Source organism: Corynebacterium sp. MSK122 (assembly GCF_030229435.2).
GTDB classification, from domain to species: domain Bacteria; phylum Actinomycetota; class Actinomycetes; order Mycobacteriales; family Mycobacteriaceae; genus Corynebacterium; species Corynebacterium marquesiae.
The window spans coordinates 44,529-67,323 of record NZ_JASPHV020000007.1 but is presented as its reverse complement, the minus strand read 5'-3'; the positions used below and the strand labels follow the sequence as shown (position 1 = coordinate 67,323).

The 22,795-nt window shown below is 60.2% G+C and carries 23 protein-coding genes; 15 read left to right on the top strand and 8 right to left on the bottom strand.

Annotation, left to right across the window (positions count from 1 at the left end; genetic code table 11):
* Window positions 1-7: 7 nt before the first annotated feature.
* The gene (locus QP934_RS04605; RefSeq protein WP_419126925.1) at window positions 8-616 is read left to right on the top strand and encodes a MogA/MoaB family molybdenum cofactor biosynthesis protein; all 609 of its coding nucleotides are present in this window, start codon (window positions 8-10) and stop codon (window positions 614-616) included.
* A 16-nt stretch (window positions 617-632) separates the two neighbouring features.
* Window positions 633-851, top strand: a complete 219-nt coding sequence (locus QP934_RS04600; protein WP_419126924.1) for a hypothetical protein — start codon at window positions 633-635, stop codon at window positions 849-851.
* 111 nt (window positions 852-962) lie between these two features.
* On the opposite strand, the gene mscL is transcribed toward QP934_RS04600, so the two are convergent.
* From mscL to QP934_RS04585, 3 genes are all read right to left on the bottom strand, one after another.
* Window positions 963-1,454: a large conductance mechanosensitive channel protein MscL gene (gene mscL / locus QP934_RS04595; protein ID WP_284786789.1), complete on the bottom strand. Its 492-nt coding sequence runs from the start codon at window positions 1,452-1,454 to the stop codon at window positions 963-965.
* 111 nt (window positions 1,455-1,565) lie between these two features.
* Window positions 1,566-2,267 carry an SAF domain-containing protein gene (locus tag QP934_RS04590; RefSeq protein ID WP_419126923.1) on the bottom strand — a complete coding sequence of 234 codons (702 nt, stop codon included), beginning with the start codon at window positions 2,265-2,267 and terminating at the stop codon, window positions 1,566-1,568.
* 48 nt (window positions 2,268-2,315) lie between these two features.
* The gene (locus QP934_RS04585) at window positions 2,316-2,891 is read right to left on the bottom strand and encodes a 5-formyltetrahydrofolate cyclo-ligase (RefSeq protein ID WP_198492743.1); all 576 of its coding nucleotides are present in this window, start codon (window positions 2,889-2,891) and stop codon (window positions 2,316-2,318) included.
* Window positions 2,892-2,958: 67 nt separating this feature from the next.
* Between QP934_RS04585 and QP934_RS04580 the strand changes: the two genes are divergently transcribed.
* From QP934_RS04580 to glpR, 4 genes are all read left to right on the top strand, one after another.
* Complete coding sequence (locus tag QP934_RS04580; RefSeq protein ID WP_419126922.1) at window positions 2,959-3,885, top strand: UTP--glucose-1-phosphate uridylyltransferase; 927 nt, start codon at window positions 2,959-2,961, stop codon at window positions 3,883-3,885.
* A 55-nt stretch (window positions 3,886-3,940) separates the two neighbouring features.
* Window positions 3,941-5,251 (top strand): gephyrin-like molybdotransferase Glp, encoded by a 1,311-nt coding sequence (glp, locus tag QP934_RS04575; RefSeq protein WP_419126921.1) that lies wholly within the window; start codon window positions 3,941-3,943, stop codon window positions 5,249-5,251.
* A complete protein-coding gene (locus tag QP934_RS04570; RefSeq protein WP_269953248.1) occupies window positions 5,251-5,961 on the top strand; it encodes a GNAT family N-acetyltransferase in 711 nt (236 codons plus the stop codon). The genes glp and QP934_RS04570 overlap by 1 nt, the downstream gene beginning before the upstream one ends.
* A 143-nt stretch (window positions 5,962-6,104) precedes the next feature.
* Window positions 6,105-7,481: a gephyrin-like molybdotransferase receptor GlpR gene (gene glpR, locus QP934_RS04565; RefSeq protein WP_419126920.1), complete on the top strand. Its 1,377-nt coding sequence runs from the start codon at window positions 6,105-6,107 to the stop codon at window positions 7,479-7,481.
* Between the two features lie 14 nt (window positions 7,482-7,495).
* On the opposite strand, the gene QP934_RS04560 is transcribed toward glpR, so the two are convergent.
* A complete protein-coding gene (locus QP934_RS04560; RefSeq protein WP_419126919.1) occupies window positions 7,496-8,212 on the bottom strand; it encodes a DNA-3-methyladenine glycosylase I in 717 nt (238 codons plus the stop codon).
* A 156-nt stretch (window positions 8,213-8,368) separates the two neighbouring features.
* Here QP934_RS04560 and QP934_RS04555 point away from each other — a divergent pair, with 156 nt between their 5' ends.
* Both QP934_RS04555 and QP934_RS04550 read left to right on the top strand, forming a co-directional pair.
* A complete protein-coding gene (locus QP934_RS04555; protein WP_419126918.1) occupies window positions 8,369-8,782 on the top strand; it encodes a DoxX family protein in 414 nt (137 codons plus the stop codon).
* Window positions 8,769-9,470: a zf-HC2 domain-containing protein gene (locus tag QP934_RS04550; protein ID WP_049379054.1), complete on the top strand. Its 702-nt coding sequence runs from the start codon at window positions 8,769-8,771 to the stop codon at window positions 9,468-9,470. The genes QP934_RS04555 and QP934_RS04550 overlap by 14 nt, the downstream gene beginning before the upstream one ends.
* A 17-nt stretch (window positions 9,471-9,487) precedes the next feature.
* Here QP934_RS04550 and QP934_RS04545 read toward each other — a convergent pair whose 3' ends face one another.
* The gene (locus QP934_RS04545) at window positions 9,488-11,107 is read right to left on the bottom strand and encodes a dolichyl-phosphate-mannose--protein mannosyltransferase (RefSeq protein ID WP_419126917.1); all 1,620 of its coding nucleotides are present in this window, start codon (window positions 11,105-11,107) and stop codon (window positions 9,488-9,490) included.
* A 24-nt stretch (window positions 11,108-11,131) separates the two neighbouring features.
* Here QP934_RS04545 and rsmI point away from each other — a divergent pair, with 24 nt between their 5' ends.
* From rsmI to metG, 3 genes are all read left to right on the top strand, one after another.
* Entirely contained in the window at window positions 11,132-11,986 is an 855-nt protein-coding gene (gene rsmI / locus QP934_RS04540) for a 16S rRNA (cytidine(1402)-2'-O)-methyltransferase (RefSeq protein ID WP_419126916.1), read from the top strand.
* 247 nt (window positions 11,987-12,233) lie between these two features.
* Window positions 12,234-14,090, top strand: a complete 1,857-nt coding sequence (locus QP934_RS04535; protein ID WP_284811053.1) for a BCCT family transporter — start codon at window positions 12,234-12,236, stop codon at window positions 14,088-14,090.
* 153 nt (window positions 14,091-14,243) lie between these two features.
* Window positions 14,244-16,076: a methionine--tRNA ligase gene (metG, locus tag QP934_RS04530; RefSeq protein ID WP_419126915.1), complete on the top strand. Its 1,833-nt coding sequence runs from the start codon at window positions 14,244-14,246 to the stop codon at window positions 16,074-16,076.
* A 134-nt stretch (window positions 16,077-16,210) separates the two neighbouring features.
* Here the strand turns inward: metG and QP934_RS04525 are convergent, their stop codons facing one another.
* The gene (locus QP934_RS04525; protein WP_284791868.1) at window positions 16,211-16,711 is read right to left on the bottom strand and encodes a GNAT family N-acetyltransferase; all 501 of its coding nucleotides are present in this window, start codon (window positions 16,709-16,711) and stop codon (window positions 16,211-16,213) included.
* Window positions 16,712-16,721: 10 nt separating this feature from the next.
* Window positions 16,722-17,216: an N-acetyltransferase family protein gene (locus QP934_RS04520; protein WP_419126914.1), complete on the bottom strand. Its 495-nt coding sequence runs from the start codon at window positions 17,214-17,216 to the stop codon at window positions 16,722-16,724.
* Between QP934_RS04520 and QP934_RS04515 the strand changes: the two genes are divergently transcribed.
* The 4 genes from QP934_RS04515 to QP934_RS04500 all read left to right on the top strand — a co-directional run bounded on the left by QP934_RS04515 (window position 17,215) and on the right by QP934_RS04500 (window position 21,450).
* On the top strand, window positions 17,215-18,069 hold the full coding sequence (locus QP934_RS04515) for a TatD family hydrolase (RefSeq protein WP_419126913.1): 855 nt from the start codon (window positions 17,215-17,217) through the stop codon (window positions 18,067-18,069). The two genes, QP934_RS04520 and QP934_RS04515, sit on opposite strands and share 2 nt — an antisense overlap.
* A gap of 285 nt (window positions 18,070-18,354) precedes the next feature.
* Window positions 18,355-19,536 (top strand): resuscitation-promoting factor, encoded by a 1,182-nt coding sequence (locus tag QP934_RS04510; RefSeq protein ID WP_049379068.1) that lies wholly within the window; start codon window positions 18,355-18,357, stop codon window positions 19,534-19,536.
* Window positions 19,537-19,608: 72 nt separating this feature from the next.
* Window positions 19,609-20,469, top strand: a complete 861-nt coding sequence (rsmA, locus tag QP934_RS04505; RefSeq protein WP_419126912.1) for a 16S rRNA (adenine(1518)-N(6)/adenine(1519)-N(6))-dimethyltransferase RsmA — start codon at window positions 19,609-19,611, stop codon at window positions 20,467-20,469.
* The gene (locus QP934_RS04500; protein ID WP_419126911.1) at window positions 20,470-21,450 is read left to right on the top strand and encodes a 4-(cytidine 5'-diphospho)-2-C-methyl-D-erythritol kinase; all 981 of its coding nucleotides are present in this window, start codon (window positions 20,470-20,472) and stop codon (window positions 21,448-21,450) included.
* On the opposite strand, the gene QP934_RS04495 is transcribed toward QP934_RS04500, so the two are convergent.
* Window positions 21,451-22,794 carry a hypothetical protein gene (locus tag QP934_RS04495; protein WP_419126910.1) on the bottom strand — a complete coding sequence of 448 codons (1,344 nt, stop codon included), beginning with the start codon at window positions 22,792-22,794 and terminating at the stop codon, window positions 21,451-21,453. It lies immediately after the preceding gene.
* Window position 22,795 lies beyond the last annotated feature (1 nt).

Here is a 22,795-nt window from a genome sequence, read left to right as displayed (position 1 = left end):
GAGAAAAATGCCAGATTCGCAGCACGATGTGACCGACTCCGCGCAGCCCGACGGCGCGACCAGGCGCGATTCCTTGATGGATGTTGCCGAACCCGATGATGCCTTCCTGCTGGCAAGCGAGCAGGAGGATAGCCTTGCTGCCCCGCGCCGTGGGCTTATTGTGATTGTCACTGACCATCCCGGTGAGCAATCCGATAGCACTTCTCAGCTGGTAAGCGAGCTGCTCGCGGAGGCCAATTTCCGTGTTGATGGCGCCATCGTGGTGCGTTCCAAGAAATCCAAGATTCGCCAGGCCATTGAGACCGCCGTGGTCGGTGGGGTGGACCTGGTCCTCACCGTGGGCGGTACCGGCGTAGGCCCGCGCGATAAGACTCCGGAGGCTACCCGGTCTGTCATCGACAAGATGGTTCCGGGCGTGGCACAGGCGCTGCGTTCTTCTGGCCAAGCCTGCGGCGCGGTGGATGCCTGCACGTCCCGCGGTCTATCTGGTGTTTCGGGTTCTACCGTAGTGGTCAACCTTGCCTCGTCGCGCGCTGCCGTCCGCGATGGCATGGCTACCTTGGCGCCCCTGGTACACCACCTCATTGACCAGCTGCAGCAATCTAGCGTCCAGTAACCGCAGGGAATTTTCTATGACGTCGCGGAGAAATCGTCGGCGAGTATTTCGCCAATCTGCTGCTGCCGACTATGACCGTAGTGCTGATAAACCCGGCGCACCCGCTGCCCACGGTGCCGATGAAGAGAGAATCGTTACCGTCGATGACGGGGATTCGGCGGCGGCAGAGGGGCAGTCCGGCCAGCGCGATGAACAGTTCTACCGAGAGAATCAGCCCCCACACTACGGCGGCTAGTGCCTAAAACAGGATGCAGGTCTGCAGCCGCAGAGGTATCTAAAAAGCCCGCGGTTTCGCTTCCGGAGAAATGAAACCGCGGGCTCTGCGTTGTATATGCAGCGCAGGGAACTAGGCCTGGTGGCGGCCGCCGCCGGTAGAACCGTAATCGGCGTCGGCAGCGCCGCGGGCGGAACCGTCAATGCCGGTACCCGGGATGTCCTTATCGGAGACATTCTGGGCCTCGAGCAGGTCGCGGATTTCCGCGAGCAGTTCCTCGGAGGTTGGTGCCGGAGCCTCAGGGTCTACACCGTGGCGGCGCTTAGCGGCCTCGGTGAGCTTGTTCAGCGGCATGACGATGAGGAAGTAGACCACTGCGGCGATGATGAGGAAGTTAATCGCTGCGGTGATTACAGCGCCGAAGTCCACGAGGGTGTTCTTGTTGTCGGTGATCTGGAAGCCTAGGCCGTCCACCTCAGCAGAGCCAAGGGAATTGATGATCGGCTGGATGATGGAGTCAGTAACGGCGGTGACGATCGCGGTGAAGGCGGAGCCGATGATGACTGCGGTAGCAAGTTCGATGACGTTGCCGCGCATAATGAAGTCTTTAAAACCCTTGAGCATGGAGAAATGCACGAACCTTTCTGGGAATAACTAAAGTTTGGTGTGAACCATGGGCATCGTGAAACCTTAATGTAGGCGGTAACCAACCACAACTGTTGTGGCTGAAAAGGCCTAGTGTTGTTGCGGGTGAGCGCGATCACCAACTATGACCACCGTGAGCGGCTGGCTTAATGACGCCGCGGCAACATCATTGGCATGGTCATGGGGCAGCGCGAGCAAAACCGTAGAGGAAGAGGCCTCGCCTTCGGCGCTAGAGGTCGACACCACGCGCCCGCCGGTGGCGATAACGCGCGCGGTGGGCGTTGTGGGCGCCTCGCCCTCTCCAGCAGGGGAGGGCGCAGCATCGACGGCGGTCACCACGTCCACGGTATCGCCATGGTGTAGGTGGGGGATGATGTCTGGCTCGGCAAGCTTGACTGGGATCATTCGCGCAGCCGCGGCTTCCGATCCGCCGACCAAGCTGGAGACGAGGTCTTCTCCCAAAAGGCGCGCATCAGTAATCACCTCGCCCCTGCCGGCTGCGGCGGTAATCACGCGACCAGTAAGTTCTTCTGGCTTTGCCGCTACCGCGGAATCGGGGATGGAAGAAGAAGGAAGGCGGGCTAAGTCGACGTCGGCAAGCGCCAGCTCCGCCCCCGCAGGCAGGTCGCGGCTAAAGACGGGAACGCGCGGCAGTTCCTTAGCCGCAGACAAGGCCGAAGCCAGCGCGGCAATAAGAAGGGCCACCGCAATGGCGCGGCGCACTACAACGCCGCGGCGGTGGCCAGGGGTACGAAGGGTGGAAACGAGGCGGGGTATACGCGAAGTGGGCATACTCTTTTAGACTGCCCGAAACCGCGCATGGTTCCCGCACTCTAAAAACTAGAAGCGGGTGATGCCCTCTGCGGTGACGGCGGCATCAACCTTGCGGTCATGGTCCTCGGTAGGCAGCTCGTCTAGGAATTCGGAGGGGTAGACCATGGCGAAAACCGGCGGCTTGCCGTGGGGAAGCGGCTCTAGCGCGCGGTCATAGTAGCCGCCGCCCTTGCCCATGCGGTTGCCCTTGGCATCTACTGCCATGGCGGGGGCGAGCACCAGATCGCACTCGGCCAGCACGCTGCTATCAAAGCTTGGGCCCTGGGGCTCATTCAAACCCAATGGGCTGGTGTGCATGGCTTCCTTCCCGCGGTATTCGGCAAAGGTCAGCGTGCCATTCTCGCCGGAAATTGGCAGGAGGACGCGGGAAACATGGGCCTTGAGCCACGGCACAAAGTCCGCACCACCGGGCTCAGAGCCCAAAGGCCAGTAGGCGGCCACGGTCATGGACTCGGTGAGCTCGGATTCGAGATGCTTACGCACGCCAGCGGTAAAAGCATCGTGGTCCTCGGAGGAAAGTTCGCGGCGGGCCTGGACCAAGCGGGCCCGCAGCTCGTTTTTGGCGGTAATGGAAGAGGTCATAAATAAATCATAACCCCGCGGCGTAGCGGTGCACGGGAAAATAATGTGGCGTTGTACGCTATTGTGCATGGCTATAGAACGCGAAGATTCCGCCCGCGGAATCACCACGGTTGTAGTTCCAGCGGCAGGTATGGGCACCCGATTTTTGCCCGCCACCAAAACGGTTCCCAAGGAACTACTGCCCGTTGTTGATACTCCCGGCATCGAACTCATCGCAGAGGAGGCAGCTTCTGTAGGTGCGCGTCGCCTGGCGGTGATTACCGCGCCCGATAAGCAAGAAGTCATGCGCCACTTCGAGGCTTTTCCCGAGCTGGTAGAGACCCTTGAATCCCGCGGCAAGAACGAGCAGGTGGCCAAGGTTAAGCGCGCCAACCAGCTCATTCACCCCGTTGCGGTGGAGCAGGAAAAGCCGCTGGGCTTGGGCCACGCGGTGGGCCTTGCTGAAGAGGTCCTTGGGGAAGACGAGGATTCCTTCGCCGTCATGCTCCCCGATGACATTGTGCTGCCCGCCACCGTCATGGCCGATATGGCGCGTGTGCGCGCGGCATTGGGTGGCAGCGTGCTGTGCGCTTTCGAGGTTGCGCGCGAGCAGACCTACAACTACGGCGTCTTCGACGTGGAAGATACCGATGCCCCTGGCGTGAAGAAGGTCGTGGGCATGGTGGAAAAGCCGGCGGTAGAGGATGCCCCTTCTAACCTCGTGGCCACCGGCCGCTACCTTTTGGACCGCAAGATCTTTGATGCCCTGCGCCGCATTAAGCCGGGCAAGGGTGGCGAGCTGCAGCTAACTGACGCCATCGAGCTCCTCATTGAGGAGGGTGAGCCCGTCCATGTGGTAGTCCACCAAGGAAAGCGCCATGATTTGGGCAATCCCGGCGGCTATATTCCCGCCAACGTGGACTTTGGCCTGCGCGATGAAAAGTACGGCCCCACGCTGTATAAAGCGATTAAGCACATCATCGCCGAGTATGAGGACGAACACGGCCTAGCCTAGGGATTTTCCTAGTGGCTAAGGACGTGGAAGCGAAGAAAGGGCGGGCATAGACCTTATGCGTTCAGTTGATGACCAGTTGGCGCTGGTAACGGATGCGGCGACGACGCCGGAGCCGGTGCGCATCGGTATTTCCAACGCGCTGGGTTTGATGTGCGCCGAGCAGGTACAGGCTAACCAACCCCTGCCAGGCTTCCCGCAAGCGGCCATCGATGGCTATGCGGTGCGCGCCGTGGATATTGGAGGCGAGCGGGGTCTGCGGGTGCGCCGCCACAAGGACCAGGAAGAACAGTCCACTGAGAGCGAAGAGGATGCGGATTCCCCGCAGCCGGAGGTAGAGCGTTCCTTGCCCGTGGTGGGTGAGGTTCCTGCTGGCTCCAAGCAGTCGCTGCGCCTGCAACCTAAGCAAGCGGTGCGCGTCTATACGGGTGCGCCTTTGCCCACGCTTGCCGACGCCGTCCTTCCCCTCGAGTGGACCGACCGCGGCCGCAAGCGCGTTACCGCCCACCGCCCGGTGCGCTCTGGTGACTTTGTGCGCCGGGTAGGCGACGATATCCAGCCTGGCGATGTCGCTGTATCCTCCGGCACCGTCTTGGGTCCAGCTCAGATTGGCCTTCTAGCCGCGGTGGGCCGCTCAAAGGTGCTGGTGTATCCGCGCCCGCGTATTACCATCATTTCCTTTGGCCGCGAGTTGGTTGACTTGGACCAAGAGCCGGCGCTGGGGCAGGTCTTTGACGTGAACTCCTATTCCTTGGCTGCCGCGGCCCGCGAAGCCGGGGCAGAGGTACACCGCGTGGGCATTGCCGAGGGCGAGCCGCGTCGTATCCGCGAAGCGTTGGAAAAGCACATTGCCCGCAGCGAGGTGCTGGTTATCTCCGGCGCGGTGGGTGGCGCTGGTGCCGAAGCGATCCGCGAGATTCTCGACGACCTTGGTGATATTGATACCTCGCGCGTGGCCATGCACCCCGGCTCCGTCCAAGGTTTTGGGCTGATGGGCGAGGAGCGCATTCCTACTTTCTTGCTGCCGTCCAATCCGCTGTCCGCGCTTGTGGTCTTTGAGGTGTATATCCGCCCGCTTATCCGCTTGGCACTGGGCAAGCGGAATGCGCACCGCCGTGTGGTGCGTGCCCGCGCGTTGAACCACATCGATTCTCGCCCCGGCCGGCGCGGCTTCATCCGCGCTCGCCTGATGCGCGACGCCGAAACCGCGGACTACTTGGTGGAAGGCCTCGGCGGTGCCGCAGGTGCTCCGGCACACCTCTTGGCGGGCCTTTCGGAGGCCAACGCCATGATTCGCGTGCCGGAAGAGGTCACAGAAATCCGCCCAGGCGATGTAGTTGATGTGTTGTTTTTGACCCAGCGCAGCTAATGCTCGATCCTTTCGGCAACGCGGCGGATAGGTTTCGCCATCCTGCTACCGGCCCCACCGATGACATGCATCCGGGGTGGCCGGAATCTACTCCTTTTGTCCAGCTTCCCTCCTCTTCTGTCTTTCCCTCGGGGGCGCGGATGCGTTTGCGCCCCCTGCTGCGTTCCGACGGCCATGAGTGGCGGCGTCAGCGCATCGACGATGAAAGCTTCCTCCGTCCGGTTGAGCCGACCCAAGCCGCACCGTGGGCGGCGGCGCATAGTCAGCAGGCGTGGTGGAATCACCTGATGTACCTGCGCACCGCCGCGCGTGAGGCGCTGGTGATCCCGCTTGTCATTGAGGTGGAGGGGAAATTCGCAGGGCAGGTAACCCTGGGAAACATTCAGCATGGCAGCATTCGCGATTGCTGGATTGGCTACTGGGTATATTCCGCGGTTCACGGCGCCGGGGTGGCTACGGCCGCCACCGCCTTGGGCGTGGACCATGCCTTTGGACGGGTGGGTTTGCACCGCGTGACTGCCACCTATCTGGAGCACAACCCGGCCTCGGGTCGCGTCTTGGCCGCCAATGGCTTCCGGCATGAGGGGTATTTGCGGCGCAATCTACATATCGACGGCGCGTGGCAGGACCACCACTACGTGGCGTTGGTGAAAGAAGACTTTGCCTCTACGGCGGTGGAGCGCCTGCGTCAAGCTGGACGACTGGCGTGAAATAGCGGCCTAACCGCTGGGATTACCACCTCAATTTTCACATAAGTAACAACATTGTAATTTGTGCGAATTTGGGGTGCTACGGTGCGGTTTCACCGTTTAAGGTGGAGTAATCATCTGTATCCAAGGGGAAGGTCCTTTTCGTGTCGACAGCTGTGCCGATTATCGCGATCATCGTGGTGTGGCTCTTCGTGCTCGCACCGTGGTTATTGGGTAGGAATAATCGCCCAATGAGCCATACCGGTGAGGCCTTTGAAGATACCCGGGTCCTCTTTGAAGGAGATTCCGGCAAGGTCGCTGGCCGGCGTCGTCCGCGCCTGCGCGCTGAAGACGTCCACCGTCGGGACGATGAGGAGGAGGCGGACTACGAAGTCGTCGAGGCTGCAGACGCTGCCAACAGTGAATCCGATGCCGAGACCACCAAGCCCTCGTCGCGCTCCGTAACGATTGCCGGTGCCGCACGCCGGGCCAAGTCCCAGCCCTTCGGCAGCGGTAGCCGAGCGTTTACTGGCGCTTCCGCCTCCACCGCTGGTGAAGAATCCACGCAGCAGGCAGAGACCATCGACGGCGAATTGGTGGAAGAAGCGATTGCAGAACAAGACGAGTCTGCAGTCGAGCCACAGGCAGCTGCGGTTCCTGCCTCCCAGCAGGCTGATGCGGACAAGGAAGCCAACACCGCAGAGGCAGACGATGTCGATGACGTGCTCCTGGAGGACGAGGACGACGCCGCGGACAAGGCCTCGAAGAACGATGCCGCCGAAGTTGCCGCCGCCGAGGCTGAGGTCTTTAGCGCCCCAGCTGTCTCTAGCGTGGCGAGCGATGCTTATACCTACGACGAAACCTATACCTCGCCGGTAGACCTCATGTATCCGGGCGCCGTAGACAAGGCCGAGGTCAGGGAGAGTGACTCCGTAGAGCCTGCCGGCGCGGATGATGTGTCCGAGGCCAAGGGGTCCGAGAAACTAGAAGCGGCCACGGAAGCAGACGAAGCCGGCTTGGATACCGACCTGTCTGAGGACGAGGTCGAATTTGCCCAGCGTCGTTTGGGCCGCGGTGGCTGGGATCCGGTAGCGGAAAAGGAAAAGTCTGCAACGCGCTACCAGCGACGTCAGCGCACCCTGCTGGGGCTGGCCGTGGCTGTGGTGCTCACGGTGGCCCTCGGCATCGTAGTTGGTGGCTGGACTTGGTGGTTGGCTGCGGTCGCCGGTGTGCTCACCGTGGCCTACTTGATCGCCCTTCGCTCTCAGGTCCGCCAGGAACAGGCACTGATGCGCCGCCGTGTGCGCCACCTGCGCCGCGCCCGTTTGGGCGTGCGCAACGCCGAGGATGAAGAGCTGAAGATTCCGCGCAATCTGCGCCGCCCAGGCGCCGTGGTCGTGGAAATCGACGATGAGAGTCCGGACTTCGTGCATCTTCCGCTGAGCTATAGCGATGGTGAGGACGGCGACTTTGACGGCCCGCACGCCGGGCCGGATGGCTACGGTCGCCGCGATGACCTAGCGGCCCGCCGCGCTGGATAAGCGCGTGTGGCGGCCTAGCTAGCAGCGCCGTGGAGCTCGTCGGCGCTCGCTGTCTGCGAGTTCGCGAGCGCGTTGTATTCCTGCGCTAGGCCATAATTCGGCACGCCACCCTCCAGCCACACCCCGGAGGTACCGCGGCGATGAGAGCCGATGAGGTGCGTATCAATCATCCCGATGGCTTCCATGAGGGCGAAACAGGTAACCGGGCCAACGAAGCGAAACCCCTTCTTCTTGAGCTCGCGGGACATGAGCTTGGACTCGTAGCTCTTTTTCGGAATATCCTCCATCACGGTGGGGTAGAGGTTTTCCGGAGGTTGGTAGGCCCAAATGAACTCCGCCAGCCCGCCTTCCTCGCGCAGAGCGATGGTCGCCTTGGCGTTATTAATCGCGGCGCGGATTTTGGTTTCGTTGCGGATAATGGAGGCGTCGCCAAGCAAACGCTCCACGTCTGCCTCGCCGAATTGGGCGACCTTGTCCGGATCGAAGTTGCAAAAGGCCGCACGGAAGGCTTCGCGCTTCTTGAGCACCACCGCCCAGGACAGGCCGGACTGGAAAGATTCGAGGCTCAAGCGCTCGTAGAGTCCAGCTTCATCGAAAATGGGCAGGCCCCATTCGGTGTCGTAGTACTCCTTTAACATCGGCGAGGACATCGCCCAAGGCGGGCGGCCCAGGCCATCATCGTCATAGACCAAGGTGGTTCGCTCTTCGGACTGCGTGGTTGGTTCGCTCATGGTGTTCTCCTTTTATCTTTTGTGCGTGGTTCCCATTGAAACAGCCCGTGCCGCAGTATTGCGTTCCTTCCCCCACCAAAGGGCGATTTTCCCAGGAGCATGGGTGTAGTCCATTGCCTTCGCATCGGGTGAGGGGTTCAGGGTAATCTGTTCAGCATGAATAGACCTGCCGTACGCGATGCCGCACTGCTAATTTTTCGAGCGGTCCTCGGATTAATCTTTATCGCACACGGCGTGGACAAGATGTTTATGACTGGCATGGATGAAACCGTGGGGCAATTTTCCGCCCTGGGGGTGCCGCAGCCACAGCTTTCTGGCTATATCGCCGCCCTAGGAGAGATGGCCGGCGGTGCGTTTCTCGTCGTTGGTCTGCTTACCACTTTTGTCGCCGGGGCACTCGCATTGCTCATGGGGTGTGCCCTGTATTTCGTGCACCTGGGCCACGGTCTATTTGCTGCCGATGGTGGAATCGAATACCCACTGGTATTGCTGTTATCCCTGCTGATGATCGTAATTTTTGGCTCCGGTAGAGCCAGCATGGACGGGGTGCTCAGCAATGTTGACGCATAGTCAGGTCCAAGCGGCTATCTCCGCGCACATGGATGGAGAGCACTCCGATCTGTCCCAGGACGTCATTGATACTCACCTGGAAAGCTGCGCCGAATGCCGCGCTTTCCGTGACAAGGCGGCCGCGCTATCGCGTTCATTGAGCTTTGTGGAGCCCGTGGATTCCGGCATGGCTCCGCCCACGGATCTTTCTGATGTCATCTTGGCCGGCGTGGAGCCGGAATGGCGACGTACCGCGAGCGCTCGCCAAGCCAACCTCACGGTTGCGCGTGCCGCAATGGTGCTTATGGGGGCCATCTTTGCGATCTGGGCAGTGGTGCTCATCGTGCACGCCTCCGGGCTCGTACCGTTGGGCGCGGAAGGAAAAGTTCTAGATCCCACTGCGGATCCGGAGCGAGCCAACCTGCTGATGGAGGGCGCGGCAGTACGCTTTGGCATGGCCTGCGGCCTATTCTTCAGCGCCTGGCGCCCCGCAGCGGTCACCGGCCTGCTTCCGGTATCGGCCACGATGTTTGCCTTCCTCTTCGGCTTTGGAATGCGCGATATAGCGCTGGGTACCGTTACCATTGAGCAGGTGTATTTCCTCATCGCCACCGCGCTGGCAACTCTTAGCCTGGCGTGGGCCTGGGCGGCAGAAAAGGGCTACCTCGTGCGCGCGTGGTGGAAGTCCCTTAATGCACAGCCGCAATAAACTTCATTCAGGCGCGGTTAGGTCCAGCTCGGCAGCCACATCATGGAGTGGTACCAGGAATCTGGAATCTTGTAGCCGTACAAAATGGGAGAGAAGTAGAAGAACATCGCCACTACCAGGGCTAGGTAGAGTACGGCGGCGATGGTACCCCAACGTACAGGGCCGCCGGCCAAGCTCTTCAACCATCCCCACCGCACAGGCTTGCCATGCCCGATGAGCTGGCCTAAAGCTAACGCAATAAGCACGATGACAAAGGGGATAAAAGCGGTGGCGTAGAAGAAGTACATCTGGCGGTCAAAAGCCGCGAGCCAAGGCAAGAAGCCTGCCGCAAAGCCCACCAAAGGGATAAGGAAGGCACGGTTGCGCCGAATAATGAGTGACCACAGTCCCCACAACACGGCCGGGATGACCAGCCACCAGATGGCCGGGGTGCCAAAGAGATAGAGCATCTTGCGGCATTCGTTACTGCCATCACCGCACTGCAGGTCTGTGGAGGAGTAGTACAAAATAGGGCGGGCACCAACGAGCCAGGCCCAGGGCTTGGAATCCCACGGGTGATGGTGGCCGCCGGAGGAGGTAAGGCTGGCATGGAATTCCAAGACAGAGGAATGGTAGTAGAACCAGCCGGCCAAAGAATCGGGCAGGTGCATCAGCCACGATCCATCCTCGATGGTGCCATCCACCTTGGCATGGCGGTACACGGCGGTTTCGGAGGAAAACCAAGCCCGCCACGTCCAGGCGTAGAGCAGTACCGGCACGAGCACAAGGGAGGCCAGGGCAGCAGGGGTATCGCGCACCAGTGTACCGAGGATATAGCGGCGCACCCCATAGCGCTTGCGCAGGGCAAGGTCGCTGAAGACGGACATTAGGCCAAAGAACATGATGAAGTACAGGCCGGACCACTTCACGCCCAGGGAAAGACCAAGGCAGACACCTGCGAGGAGGCGCCACCAGCGGAATCCAAAGCGCGGGCCGAAGGCGGAAGAGCCCATCCGGTCCTTCAAAAACGCGTTGTGGAGGCGCTCGCGCATCTGATTATGATCGCGGGCGAGCGCCCAGGCGGCGGCTACAACGAAAAAGACTTGGAAGATATCCAGCATGCCGAACTTGGAGGAGACCAAGAGCACGCCATCAAATACGGCGATGAGACCGGCTAGGGTTGCTACCTGCCAGGATAAGGAGACCCGGCGGGCCAGGGACATCGTCAAGAGCACGGTGGCTGCTCCGAAGAGGGCCGTCATAAAACGCCAGCCCAAAGGGGAATAACCAAAGACCCACTCGGCTAGTGCCACGATCTGCTTACCCAGCGGTGGGTGTACCACTAGACCATAGCCGGGGTTGGTTTCGATACCGCCGATAAAAAGGTTATCCCAGCTTCGCACCATGTCCCAGGCTTGGGGAACGTAGTGCTTCTCATCAAAGACGGGCGTGCCCTTGGAAACGGGCGCGGTAAGTCCGATAAAGCGGGTAATGAGCGCAAGGACGCCGACGACGCTAGTGCTTATCCAGTCAGCCTTGCCCCACGCATAGGCGCGGGGTGCTGGCGGAGCCACGGTGTCGTGCGTGGTGCGCGATGGGGCAGCGGTAGCAATAGTCACTTGGTTGAGTCTAGGCGACAACGTAGCGCAACCGCGCATTAAAGAGTATGGAATGCTAGAAGTATGTCTGCTTTAGGTCTGGATCCACTACCGCGCGGGGTAATCCTCGCCGCCACGCCGCTGGGAAACGTAGGAGATGCCTCCGCGCGTTTAATGCATGCTTTGCAGCATGCGGACGTCATCGCGGCCGAAGATACGCGGCGCGTACGCAATCTGGCCCAGGCTTTAGGGATCGAGATTTCCGGGCGGGTGGTGTCCAATTTTGATCACAATGAAAAGGACCGAGCCCAGCAGCTTATCGACGCCGCCGCGTCAGGCACCGTTCTCGTCGTCACCGATGCCGGCATGCCCATTATTTCGGATCCGGGCCTGTCCCTTGTGGCCGCGGCAGCCGAGCGCGATATCCCCGTGACCTGTTTTCCTGGCCCTTCTGCCGTGCCGACGGCCCTGGCGCTTTCGGGCCTGGGCGTGGGGCATTTCCTTTTCGACGCCTTTCCACCCCGCAAACCCGGTCCCCGCAAGGCGTGGCTGGAGTCACTGCGCAACGAAAAGCGAGCTATCGTCTTCTTCGAATCTCCTCACCGCGTAGCCGAAACCTTGGCCGAGGCAGCGGAAATTCTCGGCGCCGACCGCCCGGCCGCGGTGTGCCGAGAGCTGACCAAGACCTATGAGGAAATCCGCCGTGGCAATCTGGGCGAGCTAGCCGAGTGGGCAGTAGACGGTGCTCGGGGAGAGATCACCGTGGTGATTGAGGGCGGTACTGCCGCTGCCGCTACCGCTGTAGACTTGGTGCCCAAGGCGCTCGAGCTAGCGGACGCGGGGATGCGACTGAAGGACGCGTGCAAGCAGGTAGCCAAAGGCACCGAGGTTTCTAATCGCGATCTTTATGATGCCGCTTTGGCAGCTCGCAAGGACTAGTCCCCACCGCTTATTCGATTACGTCACACCCCGTAGCACGCGTAGACGGCTTCACTAACGGGGGATTTGTAATTGAATTGTTATCGTCCTCGGGCGTGTGGGCGGCTTAAAGTGGTATTTACATGGGGAAATAAAGCGTAAAAACCTTTCAAATTATTGTGGAAAATCCCTGGGAAACGGCGTTGAGCAGCGAAGTTTCTACGCGCTTCGTTTGATAATTGAGTAGTTCCGCACCACTGTATAGCTCATGACGAACTCGGAAAATATGGGCACAGGCGTGCCAGAAGAAGGAAAGGAACCGGTCGGCGCACAGGCGCAGCCGGCCTCTGCTTCTTCGAGCGGGCAGCCTATTGAGAATTATCAGACTGTAGACGAACAGCTGGACGCACAATCTGCCACCGGCCAGCTTCAGGATATGATTCACTCCGATGGCTTCCACCCGGAGCGCTATGACGATCCTGAGGTGGAAATCGCGGCCGATCGTGACAATATGCCAATCGATTGGTCCATCGTCGGCATCGCCGGTGTTCTGGTCGCCGCGATCGTTGTGTGGGGCCTAGCCGCCCCGGACAACTTTGCCAACTTTTCCTCTTCGGCCCTGACCTGGGTCGTGGACAACTTCGGTTGGGCCTATATCCTCTTCGGCACCGTCTTCGTGGTGTTCGTTGTCTTTATTGCCGCCTCCAAGTTCGGCTCCATCAAGTTGGGCCGCATTAATGAGGAGCCGGAATTTTCCACGCCATCGTGGATTGCCATGATGTTCGCCGCCGGCATGGGCATTGGCCTGATGTTCTACGGCGCTTCCGAGCCGCTGGCTAACTACCGTGACGGCACCCCGGGCGAGGGCACTGGCAACGTTGGATCGTCCATGGCCTATGCCATGTTCCACTGGACGCTGCACCCCTGGGCGGTGTACGCCATCGTTGGCTTGGCCATCGCGTACTCCACCTTCCGCATTGGTCGCAAGCAGCTATTGAGCCAGGCCTTCGTGCCGCTCATCGGCGAGCGTAACGCCAACGGTGCGGTGGGCAAGTTCATCGATATCCTGTCCATCTTCGCCACCGTCTTCGGTACCGCCTGCTCCCTAGGCCTGGGGGCCCTGCAGATTCAGGCCGGCTTGAAGGCATCCGGCATCATCGATAACCCCACCAATTCCGTGGTTATCGGCATCGTGCTGGTTCTTACCCTCGCATTCCTCCTGTCCGCGATGTCCGGTGTGGGCAAGGGCATTCAGTACATTTCCAATGCGAATATGGTCCTTGCCGCAGTGCTGGCGATCTTCGTGTTCATCTTGGGCCCGACCGTTACCATCCTCAACCAGATTCCTGGCTCCATTGGTAACTACCTCAACTACTTCACCGAGATGATCGGCCGCACGGCCGAGTCCGAAAACGGCACCGCCGGTGAGTGGCTGTCCGGCTACACCATCTTCTACTGGGCATGGTGGGTTTCCTGGTCCCCATTCGTGGGCATGTTCCTGGCACGCATCTCCCGTGGCCGTTCCGTCCGCGAGTTCTGCCTCGGCGTACTGCTTATTCCAGCTGGCGTATCCACCCTGTGGTTCGCTATCTTCGGCGGCACCGCTATCCACATGGAGCAAAACGGCGAATCCATTACCGGCGAGTCTGCTGAGGAAGAGCTGTTTAATCTGTTGCAGTCCATGCCCGGCGGCTTCGTTGCCGGTATTGTTGCGGCGGTCCTTCTGGCTACCTTCTTCATCACCTCTGCGGACTCCGCCTCCACGGTGATGGGCTCCATGTCCCAAAATGGTGCTTCTACCGCTAAGCCGTGGCTATCCGCGGCATGGGGCGCACTGACTGCCTTGGTAGGCCTGACCCTGCTCCTGGCTAATGAGGACGCGCTGTCTAACCTGCAGAACGTCACCATCGTTGCTGCACTGCCGTTCCTGTTCATTGTCGTAGGCCTGATGTTCGCCATCTACAAGGCTCTGAGCGAGGATATTATTTACCTCGAGTACCGCGAGGCACAGCAGTTCCAGCGCAAGATGGCCCGCGAGCGCCGCTTGCACCGCGAGTACCAGCGCACGCAGGTACTTAAGAAGCGCCGCAACGAGCGTCTCAAGCGCCCGATGAAGCGCAAGTAATTTGCGCCCTTTGCGGTTTGCTTTCATAGCGCCCATCGTTTCCTCAGCAGTGGGGAAGCGGTGGGCGCTTTGTTCTGAAAAAGCGGTTCACCTGCGGAGTAAATGTCTGCCCTAATCGTGTGGGCAGGAGCCGGCTTCGATACAGTAGAACCCATGACTGAGTCTGTAGTAGTAAATGTTGCCTGGCCCTATGCCAACGGCCCGCGCCACATCGGTCATGTGGCCGGCTTTGGTGTTCCTTCTGACGTCTTTGCACGTTTCCAGCGAATGCGTGGCCGCAACGTACTCATGGTCTCCGGTACGGACGAGCACGGCACTCCGCTACTGGTTCAAGCGGACAAAGAAGGCGTGTCCGTTCGCGAGCTCGCAGACCGCTACAACCGCCAGATCGTCACTGACCTAGCCAACCTCGGCCTGTCCTACGATCTTTTTACCCGTACCACCACTCGTAACCACTACTCCGTGGTACAGGAACTCTTCAAGGGCCTGTATGCCAATGGCTACATGCTCAAAGAGACCACCCAGGGTGCTATTTCGCCGTCTACCGGACGCACCCTGCCGGACCGCTACATTGAGGGCACTTGCCCCATCTGCGGCGCGGACGGCGCCCGCGGTGACCAGTGCGATGAGTGTGGCAACCAGCTCGACCCGGTGGACCTGATCAACCCCGTATCCAAGATCAACGGCGAGACCCCAAAGTTCATTGAAACCGAGCACTTCCTGCTGGATCTGCCCTCCATCAAGGAGGAGCTGCAAAAGTGGCTTTCCACCCGTGAGGACTGGCGCCCGAACGTCTTGAAGTTCTCCCTGAACCTGCTGGAGGATATGCGCCCGCGCACCATGACGCGCGATATTGACTGGGGCATTCCGATCCCCGTTGAGGGCTGGCAGGACAATAACGCTAAGAAGCTCTACGTGTGGTTCGATGCGGTCATCGGTTACCTGTCTTCCTCCATCGAGTGGGCATACCGCACTGGTCAGCCGGAGGCGTGGAAGGACTTCTGGCAGAACCCGGAGGCCCGCCACTATTACTTCCAAGGCAAGGACAACATCACCTTCCACTCCCAGATCTGGCCGGCCGAGCTTCTGGGCTATGCCGGCAAGGGCAACAAGGGCGGTGAACTCCACCAGTACGGCGAGTTGAACCTGCCTACGGAAATTGTCTCCTCTGAGTACTTGACCATGTCTGGCTCCAAGTTCTCCTCGTCCAAGGGCGTTGTCATCTATGTCAAGGATTTCTTGGCGGAGTTTGGCCCAGATGCCCTGCGCTACTTCATCGCCGTGGCCGGTCCGGAAAACAATGACACGGACTTCACCTGGGATGAGTTCGTGCGCCGTATCAATAATGAGCTGGCCAATGGCTGGGGCAACCTGGTCAACCGCACTGTTTCTATGGCGTTTAAGAACTTCGGTGAGGTTCCGGCACCAGCAGCGCTGGAAGAAAAGGATAAGGAGATCTTGCAGCTGGCGGAAGAGACCTTCGAGACCGCCGGTTCTTTGTTGGAACAGTCCAAGTTCAAGCAGGCGATTACCGCGATCATGCACGTCGTCGGCGAAGCCAACGCTTATATTGCAGACCAAGAACCATGGAAGTTGGCCAAGGATGAGGCCCAGCGCGAGCGTCTGGCTACCGTGCTGTGGACTGCTCTCCAGGTGGTTTCTGACTGCAATGTCATGCTCACGCCGTACCTGCCGTTTACCGCGCAGAAGGTCCATGAAACCTTGGGTCGTAGCGGCGTGTGGGCAGCCCAGCCAGAGGTCCACGATGTCAAGGATGATATCCCCGTGGAGCTCGTTGGTGCTGGCTTGCCGCCAGAGGGCCACGAGTATCCGGTTATCATGGGCGACTACACCCAGCAGCAGGCAAAGTGGGAGCGCATCCAGGTAGAGCCGGGCACCGCCTTGGCAAAGCCGAAGCCACTCATCTCTAAGCTCGACCCAGAGCTGGGCGAGACCGGCCCCGAGTGGGCGCCCGTTACTAAGTAACAGCACCTAAAACGGCCGCGTTATGGTCCCCTTTTCGGCGAAGAAAAGGGCATAACGCGGCCGTTTCTGTATTCCGGACTAGAAAGAAAGAGTACGAAATACCCGAATCCTTGCCGGGAAGGGTGGTTGCGGGTTTAGCGCTCGAAATCGCGCTGGAGATGCACCAAGCCGAGGCGGACGCCATCCTTGGTATGGATATTCGGCATGCGGCCGGTCTCGGTGAAGCCGAACTTCTTGTGCAGGGCGATAGAACTCTCGTTGGTATCGACGATATAGGTGATCATCGTCTGCACGTAGGCGTCGTCGGCGGCGACGTCCATGAGGGCGTCGAGAAGCTCGGAGCCCACGCCTTTACCCTGAGCGGAGTGCGCAATGTAGACGGAATCTTCCACGGTGCCGTAATAGATGGCGGGGGTTACGAACTGGAAGTAGGCCGCCCAGCCAATGACTTCATCATCGTGCACGGCTACGAAGACTGGGGAGCCGGCCTTAAACATCTCCTTGAGCCACTCTTCGCGGTCAGACACATCTTCTTGCCACGTGACCAGGTTAGCGGCGGGTTTCGCTGCGGAGCCGGCGTTGTAGATAGCGGTGAGTGCGGGGGCGTCGGCAAGCTCAGCAGGACGGATATGCATAGAAATTCCTTTACACCAGAAATTGTAGGTGGGTGAGGCTCAACCAGTGATCGAACTTGTAGCAAACCTCTTTAAGAGTACCCACGTTTTCAAACCCGAACTTTTCATGCAACTTTAGCGATGCCGTATTGGTGGAGACGATGAGGGCGAGCAGGGAATGAACCTTTGTATCGGCGCGGGCCGCATCTACCAAGGCGCCAAGCAACGCGGTTCCCACGCCCTGGCCCTGAGCGGCAGGGGAGAGATAGATGGTGGTCTCATAACAGCCCGTCCACACCTGCGGATCGCGGTAAGGATGGTAGAGCGCCCACCCCAGGTAGGTGCCAGAATCGGACTCCGCGATGAAGCACGGGCAGCCCTCTTCCCAGATGTGGCGCAGGTAGGCCTCGCGCTCTGCGATGTTAGCCGGGGTAGCGCGGAAAATAACATCGGTGTGCTCGATGGCCCAGTTGAGGGTCTCGGTCATGGCGGGCATATCCGCAAGGCCAGCGGGTCTGATCAACATGGCAGCCAATATTACAATTGCCTACATGGCTAAAAAGAAGCGACGTTCCACTCCCGTTCCGGCACCGGGCCTAAGTGGCCTCATCGATGCGCACACGCATCTTTTCTCACACAAGGACACCGATGAGGTGCTGGTCAATCGCGCGCGCACCGCCGGTATTAGCCGCATGGTGACGGTGGGTGATGACCGCCGTGAATCGGCAGCGGCGCTGGCTACTGCACATTCCTTTCCGGATGTTTATGCCGCCTGTGCCATCCACCCAGTGCGCGCCAACGAGTTGGATGCACCTACCAAGGTGGCACTGGAGGAGATGGTGGCGGATCCGCGCTGCGTAGCAGTGGGAGAGACCGGCCTCGATGCCTACTGGGTGCAGCACGAACCGGAGACCACCGCGACCATGGCCCAGCAGGAGGAATCCCTGCGCTGGCATATTGACCTTGCGGTGCGCCATGGCAAGACGCTGATGATTCACAACCGCGAGGCGGATGCGAACCTGCTGCGCATTCTTGCCGACGCCCCCGCGCCCGACACCGTTATGCTGCACTGCTTTTCCTCGCCGCTGAAAGTGGCAGAGGAGGCCTTGGAGCGCGGCTACGTATTGTCCTTTGCCGGTAACGTCACCTTCAAGCGCAACGTCGAGCTGCGGCAGGCGGCGGCGAAGGCGCCGGCCGGCCAGTTATTGGTGGAAACCGATGCGCCATATATGACGCCAGAGCCCTACCGGGGCCAGCGCAATGAACCGGCTCTTATCGGGCGCACATATGAATGCATCGCTCGCGTGCGCCACCAGACGGTGCAAGCGCTAGCGGCGGAGGTAAATGACACTTTTGATCGTGTCTACGGCCTGCGCTAACGCCTAGGTGACGGTTTTCACAAAAATAAAACCCGCTGGTCAGAGGTGGCGGGGGTGTTTGGTGTGGCGGTTGTGTGTCCAGTGAGGCGTGTGGTGGATTAGTCCTCGACTTTGTGGGGCTGTTATCGTATTGTTATTAATCGTTCGTTTAGGTTTTAGGATCCTGCAGCGCCACCCTTGGTGCGGCAGCAGCGGCTCTCAGTAAAGCAAACGCCTGCGTGGACAACTTTGCTGGCCTAAACTCTTGTAATTGTTGAAACCTGCACTACCGGAGATTCATTCAGCATGTCACCTCATCAGATCAAGCGCATCAATAACTCTCGCTCGCTGCCACTGCGCCTGGCAACGGGTGGTGTATTGGGCACCCTAGCCGTCGGCGGTGTCGTAGCCGTTGCAGCACAAAAAGATGTCACCGTGGACATCAACGGCGACAAGGTGGAGTTGGCTACCTTTGCCAAGGATGTCGATGGCGCGCTGGAGGCAGCCGGCGTGCAGGTAGGCGAGGAGGACATCGTCTCCCCAGCCCCGTCCGAGTCCGTGGGTGATGGCGATGAGATCTCTGTGCGCACCGCCAAGCCAGTAGCCGTGACCATCGATGGCGTGCAGCAGCAGCTGTCCACCACCGACCTCACCGTTTCTGACCTGCTGGGTAACCTCAGCGGCGTGGTCAAGGGTGCTTCTGTGAAGTCCGGTGATGCTGACGTGGACGAGGACGCCCAGCTGGAAGAGGGCATGGACCTTGAGGTTGTGTCCCCGAAGATCGTCAAGATTAATGATGGCGGCAAGGTAACCTACACCAAGATTGCCGCTAAGACCGTTGAGGACGTTCTCAAGGCCCGCAATATCGACGTTGATGACGATGACCGCGTCTTCCCGTCCAAGGAGACCAAGGTTACCGAGGGTATGTCCATCAAGGTGGACCAGGTATCTACCACCGTTTATGACTCGGAAGAAGAGTTTGACGCCGAGCCTAATTACGTTGATGACCCGGAGCTGGAAGAGGGCACCGAAGAGGTCCGCGAGGAAGGCGTTAAGGGCAAGCGCGTCATTACCCACAAGCTGGTAATGAAGGACGGCGCTAAGGAATCCAATGACGTCATCAAGGAAAAGGTAACCGTCGAGCCTAAGGCCGCCACCATCGCTCGCGGCACCAAGAAGGCTGAGGAAGAAAAGCCGAAGGAGGGCGGCAACTCCGGTGCTGCTGCTCCGGCGGTGGCCGATGGCTCCGTCTGGGATTCCATTGCACAGTGTGAGGCCACCGGTAACTGGGCTATTAATACCGGCAACGGCTTCTCCGGCGGCCTGCAGTTCACCCCATCCACCTGGGCAGCATTCGGCGGCACCGAGTACGCACCGGAGGCATGGCAGGCTTCCCGCGAGCAGCAGATTGCCGTGGCAGAAAAGGTGCAGGCAGCGCAGGGCTGGGGCGCATGGCCGGCATGTACTTCCAAGCTGGGCCTGCGTTAAACCGTAGCGCTTCTTGGCCGCACACCCACTGTGGTGTGCGGCCTTTTTGTCTCTTCTACTAAGTTAGAAGGCATGACTAATTCCACCGGCGCCGCGCTTTTGGGTCCTGTAGAGATCCGCGCCCTCGCGGAGAAGCTCGACATCGTGCCCACGAAGAAGCTGGGGCAGAACTTTCTGCATGACCCGAATACCATCCGGCGCATCGTCGCCGCGGCGGAGCTGGATCCCACAGATTGCGTCCTCGAGGTCGGTCCTGGCTTGGGATCGCTGACCCTTGGCTTGGTTGAGGCCGTGGGGGAGGTCACCGCGGTGGAAATCGATTCCCGTTTGGCCGCCCAGCTGCCCGATACCGTGGACGAGCGTGCCTCTGAGTATGCACACCGCCTGCGCGTAGTGGAAAAGGACGCGTTGCGCGTGACGGATTCTGACGTCACGGAGCCGACTGCCCTCGTGGCCAACTTGCCGTATAACGTCGCTGTACCGGTTCTGCTGCACTTGCTGGAGACATTTCCCTCCATTCGCCGCGTGCTGGTGATGGTCCAGCTCGAGGTGGCGGACCGTCTCGCGGCCCAGCCGGGCAGCAAGGTTTATGGCGTGCCCTCGGTCAAGGCGGGCTTTTATGGCAAGGTCTCCAAGGCTGGCACGATTGGCAAGAACGTCTTTTGGCCCGCGCCCAATATTGAGTCTGGGCTGGTGCGCATCGAGGTCTTTGAAGATGCTCCTTGGCCGGTCACCGATGAGTCGCGGGCTAAGGTCTGGCCGGTTATCGACGCCGCCTTTGCCCAACGCCGCAAGACCCTGCGCGCGGCATTGTCCGGCCACTTTGGTTCGGGTGCCGCCGCCGAGGAAGCCCTGCGAGCGGCGGATATCGATCCGAAGCAGCGCGGTGAAAAGCTCGCCGTGGAGGACTTCGTACGATTGGCAGGAATCTAAATGAGTGCACCACTAGATAGCGATCCATTCGTCTATACCGCGCGCGCTCACTCCAAGGTCAATATCCACCTCGGCGTGGAGGAACCGCGCGAGGATGGGTTCCATGAGCTCGCCAGCGTCTTTCAGTCTTTGGAGCTGCATGACACCGTGACACTCACGGACTTGGGTCATCCCGAGGTGGATAAGCCGCGCATTCAAGGATTAAAGGTCACGGGCCCTCATGCACAGGGTGTGCCGGAGGACTACACAAACTTGGCGTGGACCGCGGTTAACCGCATCATGCAGTACCTATACACCACCCATGGACCGAAGGCGCTGCCGGAGGTAGCGCTGGAAATCCACAAAGCCATCCCTACCGCCGGAGGCATGGCGGGCGGCTCTGCTGATGCGGCCGCCGCGCTGCGCTTAGCCGAGCGCTGCTATGGCGGCTACTACAACATCGACTCGGTGGGTGGGCCGATCTTGGACGCGCTAGGCGCGGCGCTGGGCTCGGATGTTCCCTTTACCCTGTTGGGTGGCACCGCGCTTGGTACGGGGCGTGGCGAGCAGCTTACCCCGATGATGGCGCGCGGCACCTACCACTGGGCGCTCATCGCTTCGGATCGCGGGCTATCTACCCCGCAGGTCTTTCACAAACTGGATGAAATGCGAGAAAAGGGTCGCGGCGGCGCGCCGCACATGGATACTGCGGCAGTATCGCAGGCGCTTATCTCGGGCGACCCGCACCGGGTGGCACAGCACTTGCACAATGACTTGCAGCCGGCGGCGCTTTCCCTGCGCCCGGACCTGCGCAAGACGCTGGAGGCGGGTGTGGCCGCTGGGGCACTTGCGGGCATCGTCTCCGGCAGCGGTCCGACCTGTGCCTTCCTCTGTGTTGGGGCAGAAGAAGCTAGGGAAGTGGTCTCCCAAGTGACGGTGGAAATTCCCGGCACCAAGGGTGTGGCTACCCATGGTCCCGCTAGCGGCGCCGTGGTGCTGTAGCTAGAGCACCGTCATCTCGGTGGGCTCGATGTCGAGGTCGAAGCGGTTAACTTCCTTTTCTTGGAGGAGGTCGATGACCACGAGCTGCTTCTTCTGGGCGTCGGTAATAAAGGCGTAGCCATCGGCAGCCTGCAGGATGGGCCCCGGCTGCTGCCACTCCTTATTTTCTTTCCACCTGGAAATGGCATCGATCTGCGAAGTGATTTCGCCGGAATCTGGGTCGATGATGTTGAGTTTGCCGTCGGTGGTGAGCACCAGCGCCTCGCCCAGCGGGCCGCGGGCTAGGGAGCGGAACCAGTAGGAAGCATCGAGCTCAACCTTCTTGGCGGAAAAATCCTTGGCATTCACCAGGGCCACGGAGGTGGGGCGTTCGAGCTCTGCATCCTTGTCGGTCTTATTATCGGCCAGAATGACATCGGATTCCTCCGAACCGGCAGCATTGCCGGAGCGCTGGTATCCGCCTGCTCCGGCATAGGCGGAGGCGTCCACCTTGTGGAACTTTGTGCCATCGAAGACTACAGGGCCATCCTCGCAACCGAAGAAAATATTGCCGTTTCCAGCGGCGGCCTCACCGTGCACGCCAGGGCACTTGGTGGTTTCAGTAAGGACCTTGCCCTCCTTATCCAGATGCTGGATGGTGTGGCGCTCGTCCTCGGTTCCCTTGGTGATAACTACCGAGCCATCCTTCAGTGGTACGGCCACGCCGTGGTGTGCAGCCCCCGTATCTACGGTATTGACCGGCTGGGCATCGTCTTTGCCCATGTCTTCGGTTTTGTAAATCCGTGCTACGCCATCGCCATCTGAAAACAGTGCGGTAAAGCCATCGTGGTGGACCACGTGGCCGGCGTGCGGGGCCTTGATAGGGGCGTCGCCAAGCGAGGGCTCTGCGGTGTAGTAGTGGTTGTGATCGCCGTGGCCCTTGGTAATGCGGCCTGTGTCGTAGGTGAGGAAGCTATCGCCCTTAGTGACCATGACGTGGCGATTATCGCCGGCATCGTTGAGACGAAGGAAGGCATTCATCTTGTCCTCGCCGATTACTTTGCCCGTTTTGGCGTCATAAGCGCTCAAGCCGTCTGCATGGGAGATAGCGATACGGGTGGGCAGCTGGGCTACCTCGGTCTGTCCCTCTTCGGCTTCGAAGCCTTCGTGTGAGTGCCCGGCGTGGTCATGGCCGTGCTCGTGGTCATGCTCATGGTCGTGCTTGTGAGCGTGGTCCTCCTCGCTGTGCGCGTGGTCGTGGGAGTGCAGGGAATCCTTTTCCTCTTCGGTGGGGGCGGAACAGGAGGCGATGGCTACTGCCGCGGCAGAGAGCACCGCGCAGAGGGAAAGTGTGTAATGCTTCATA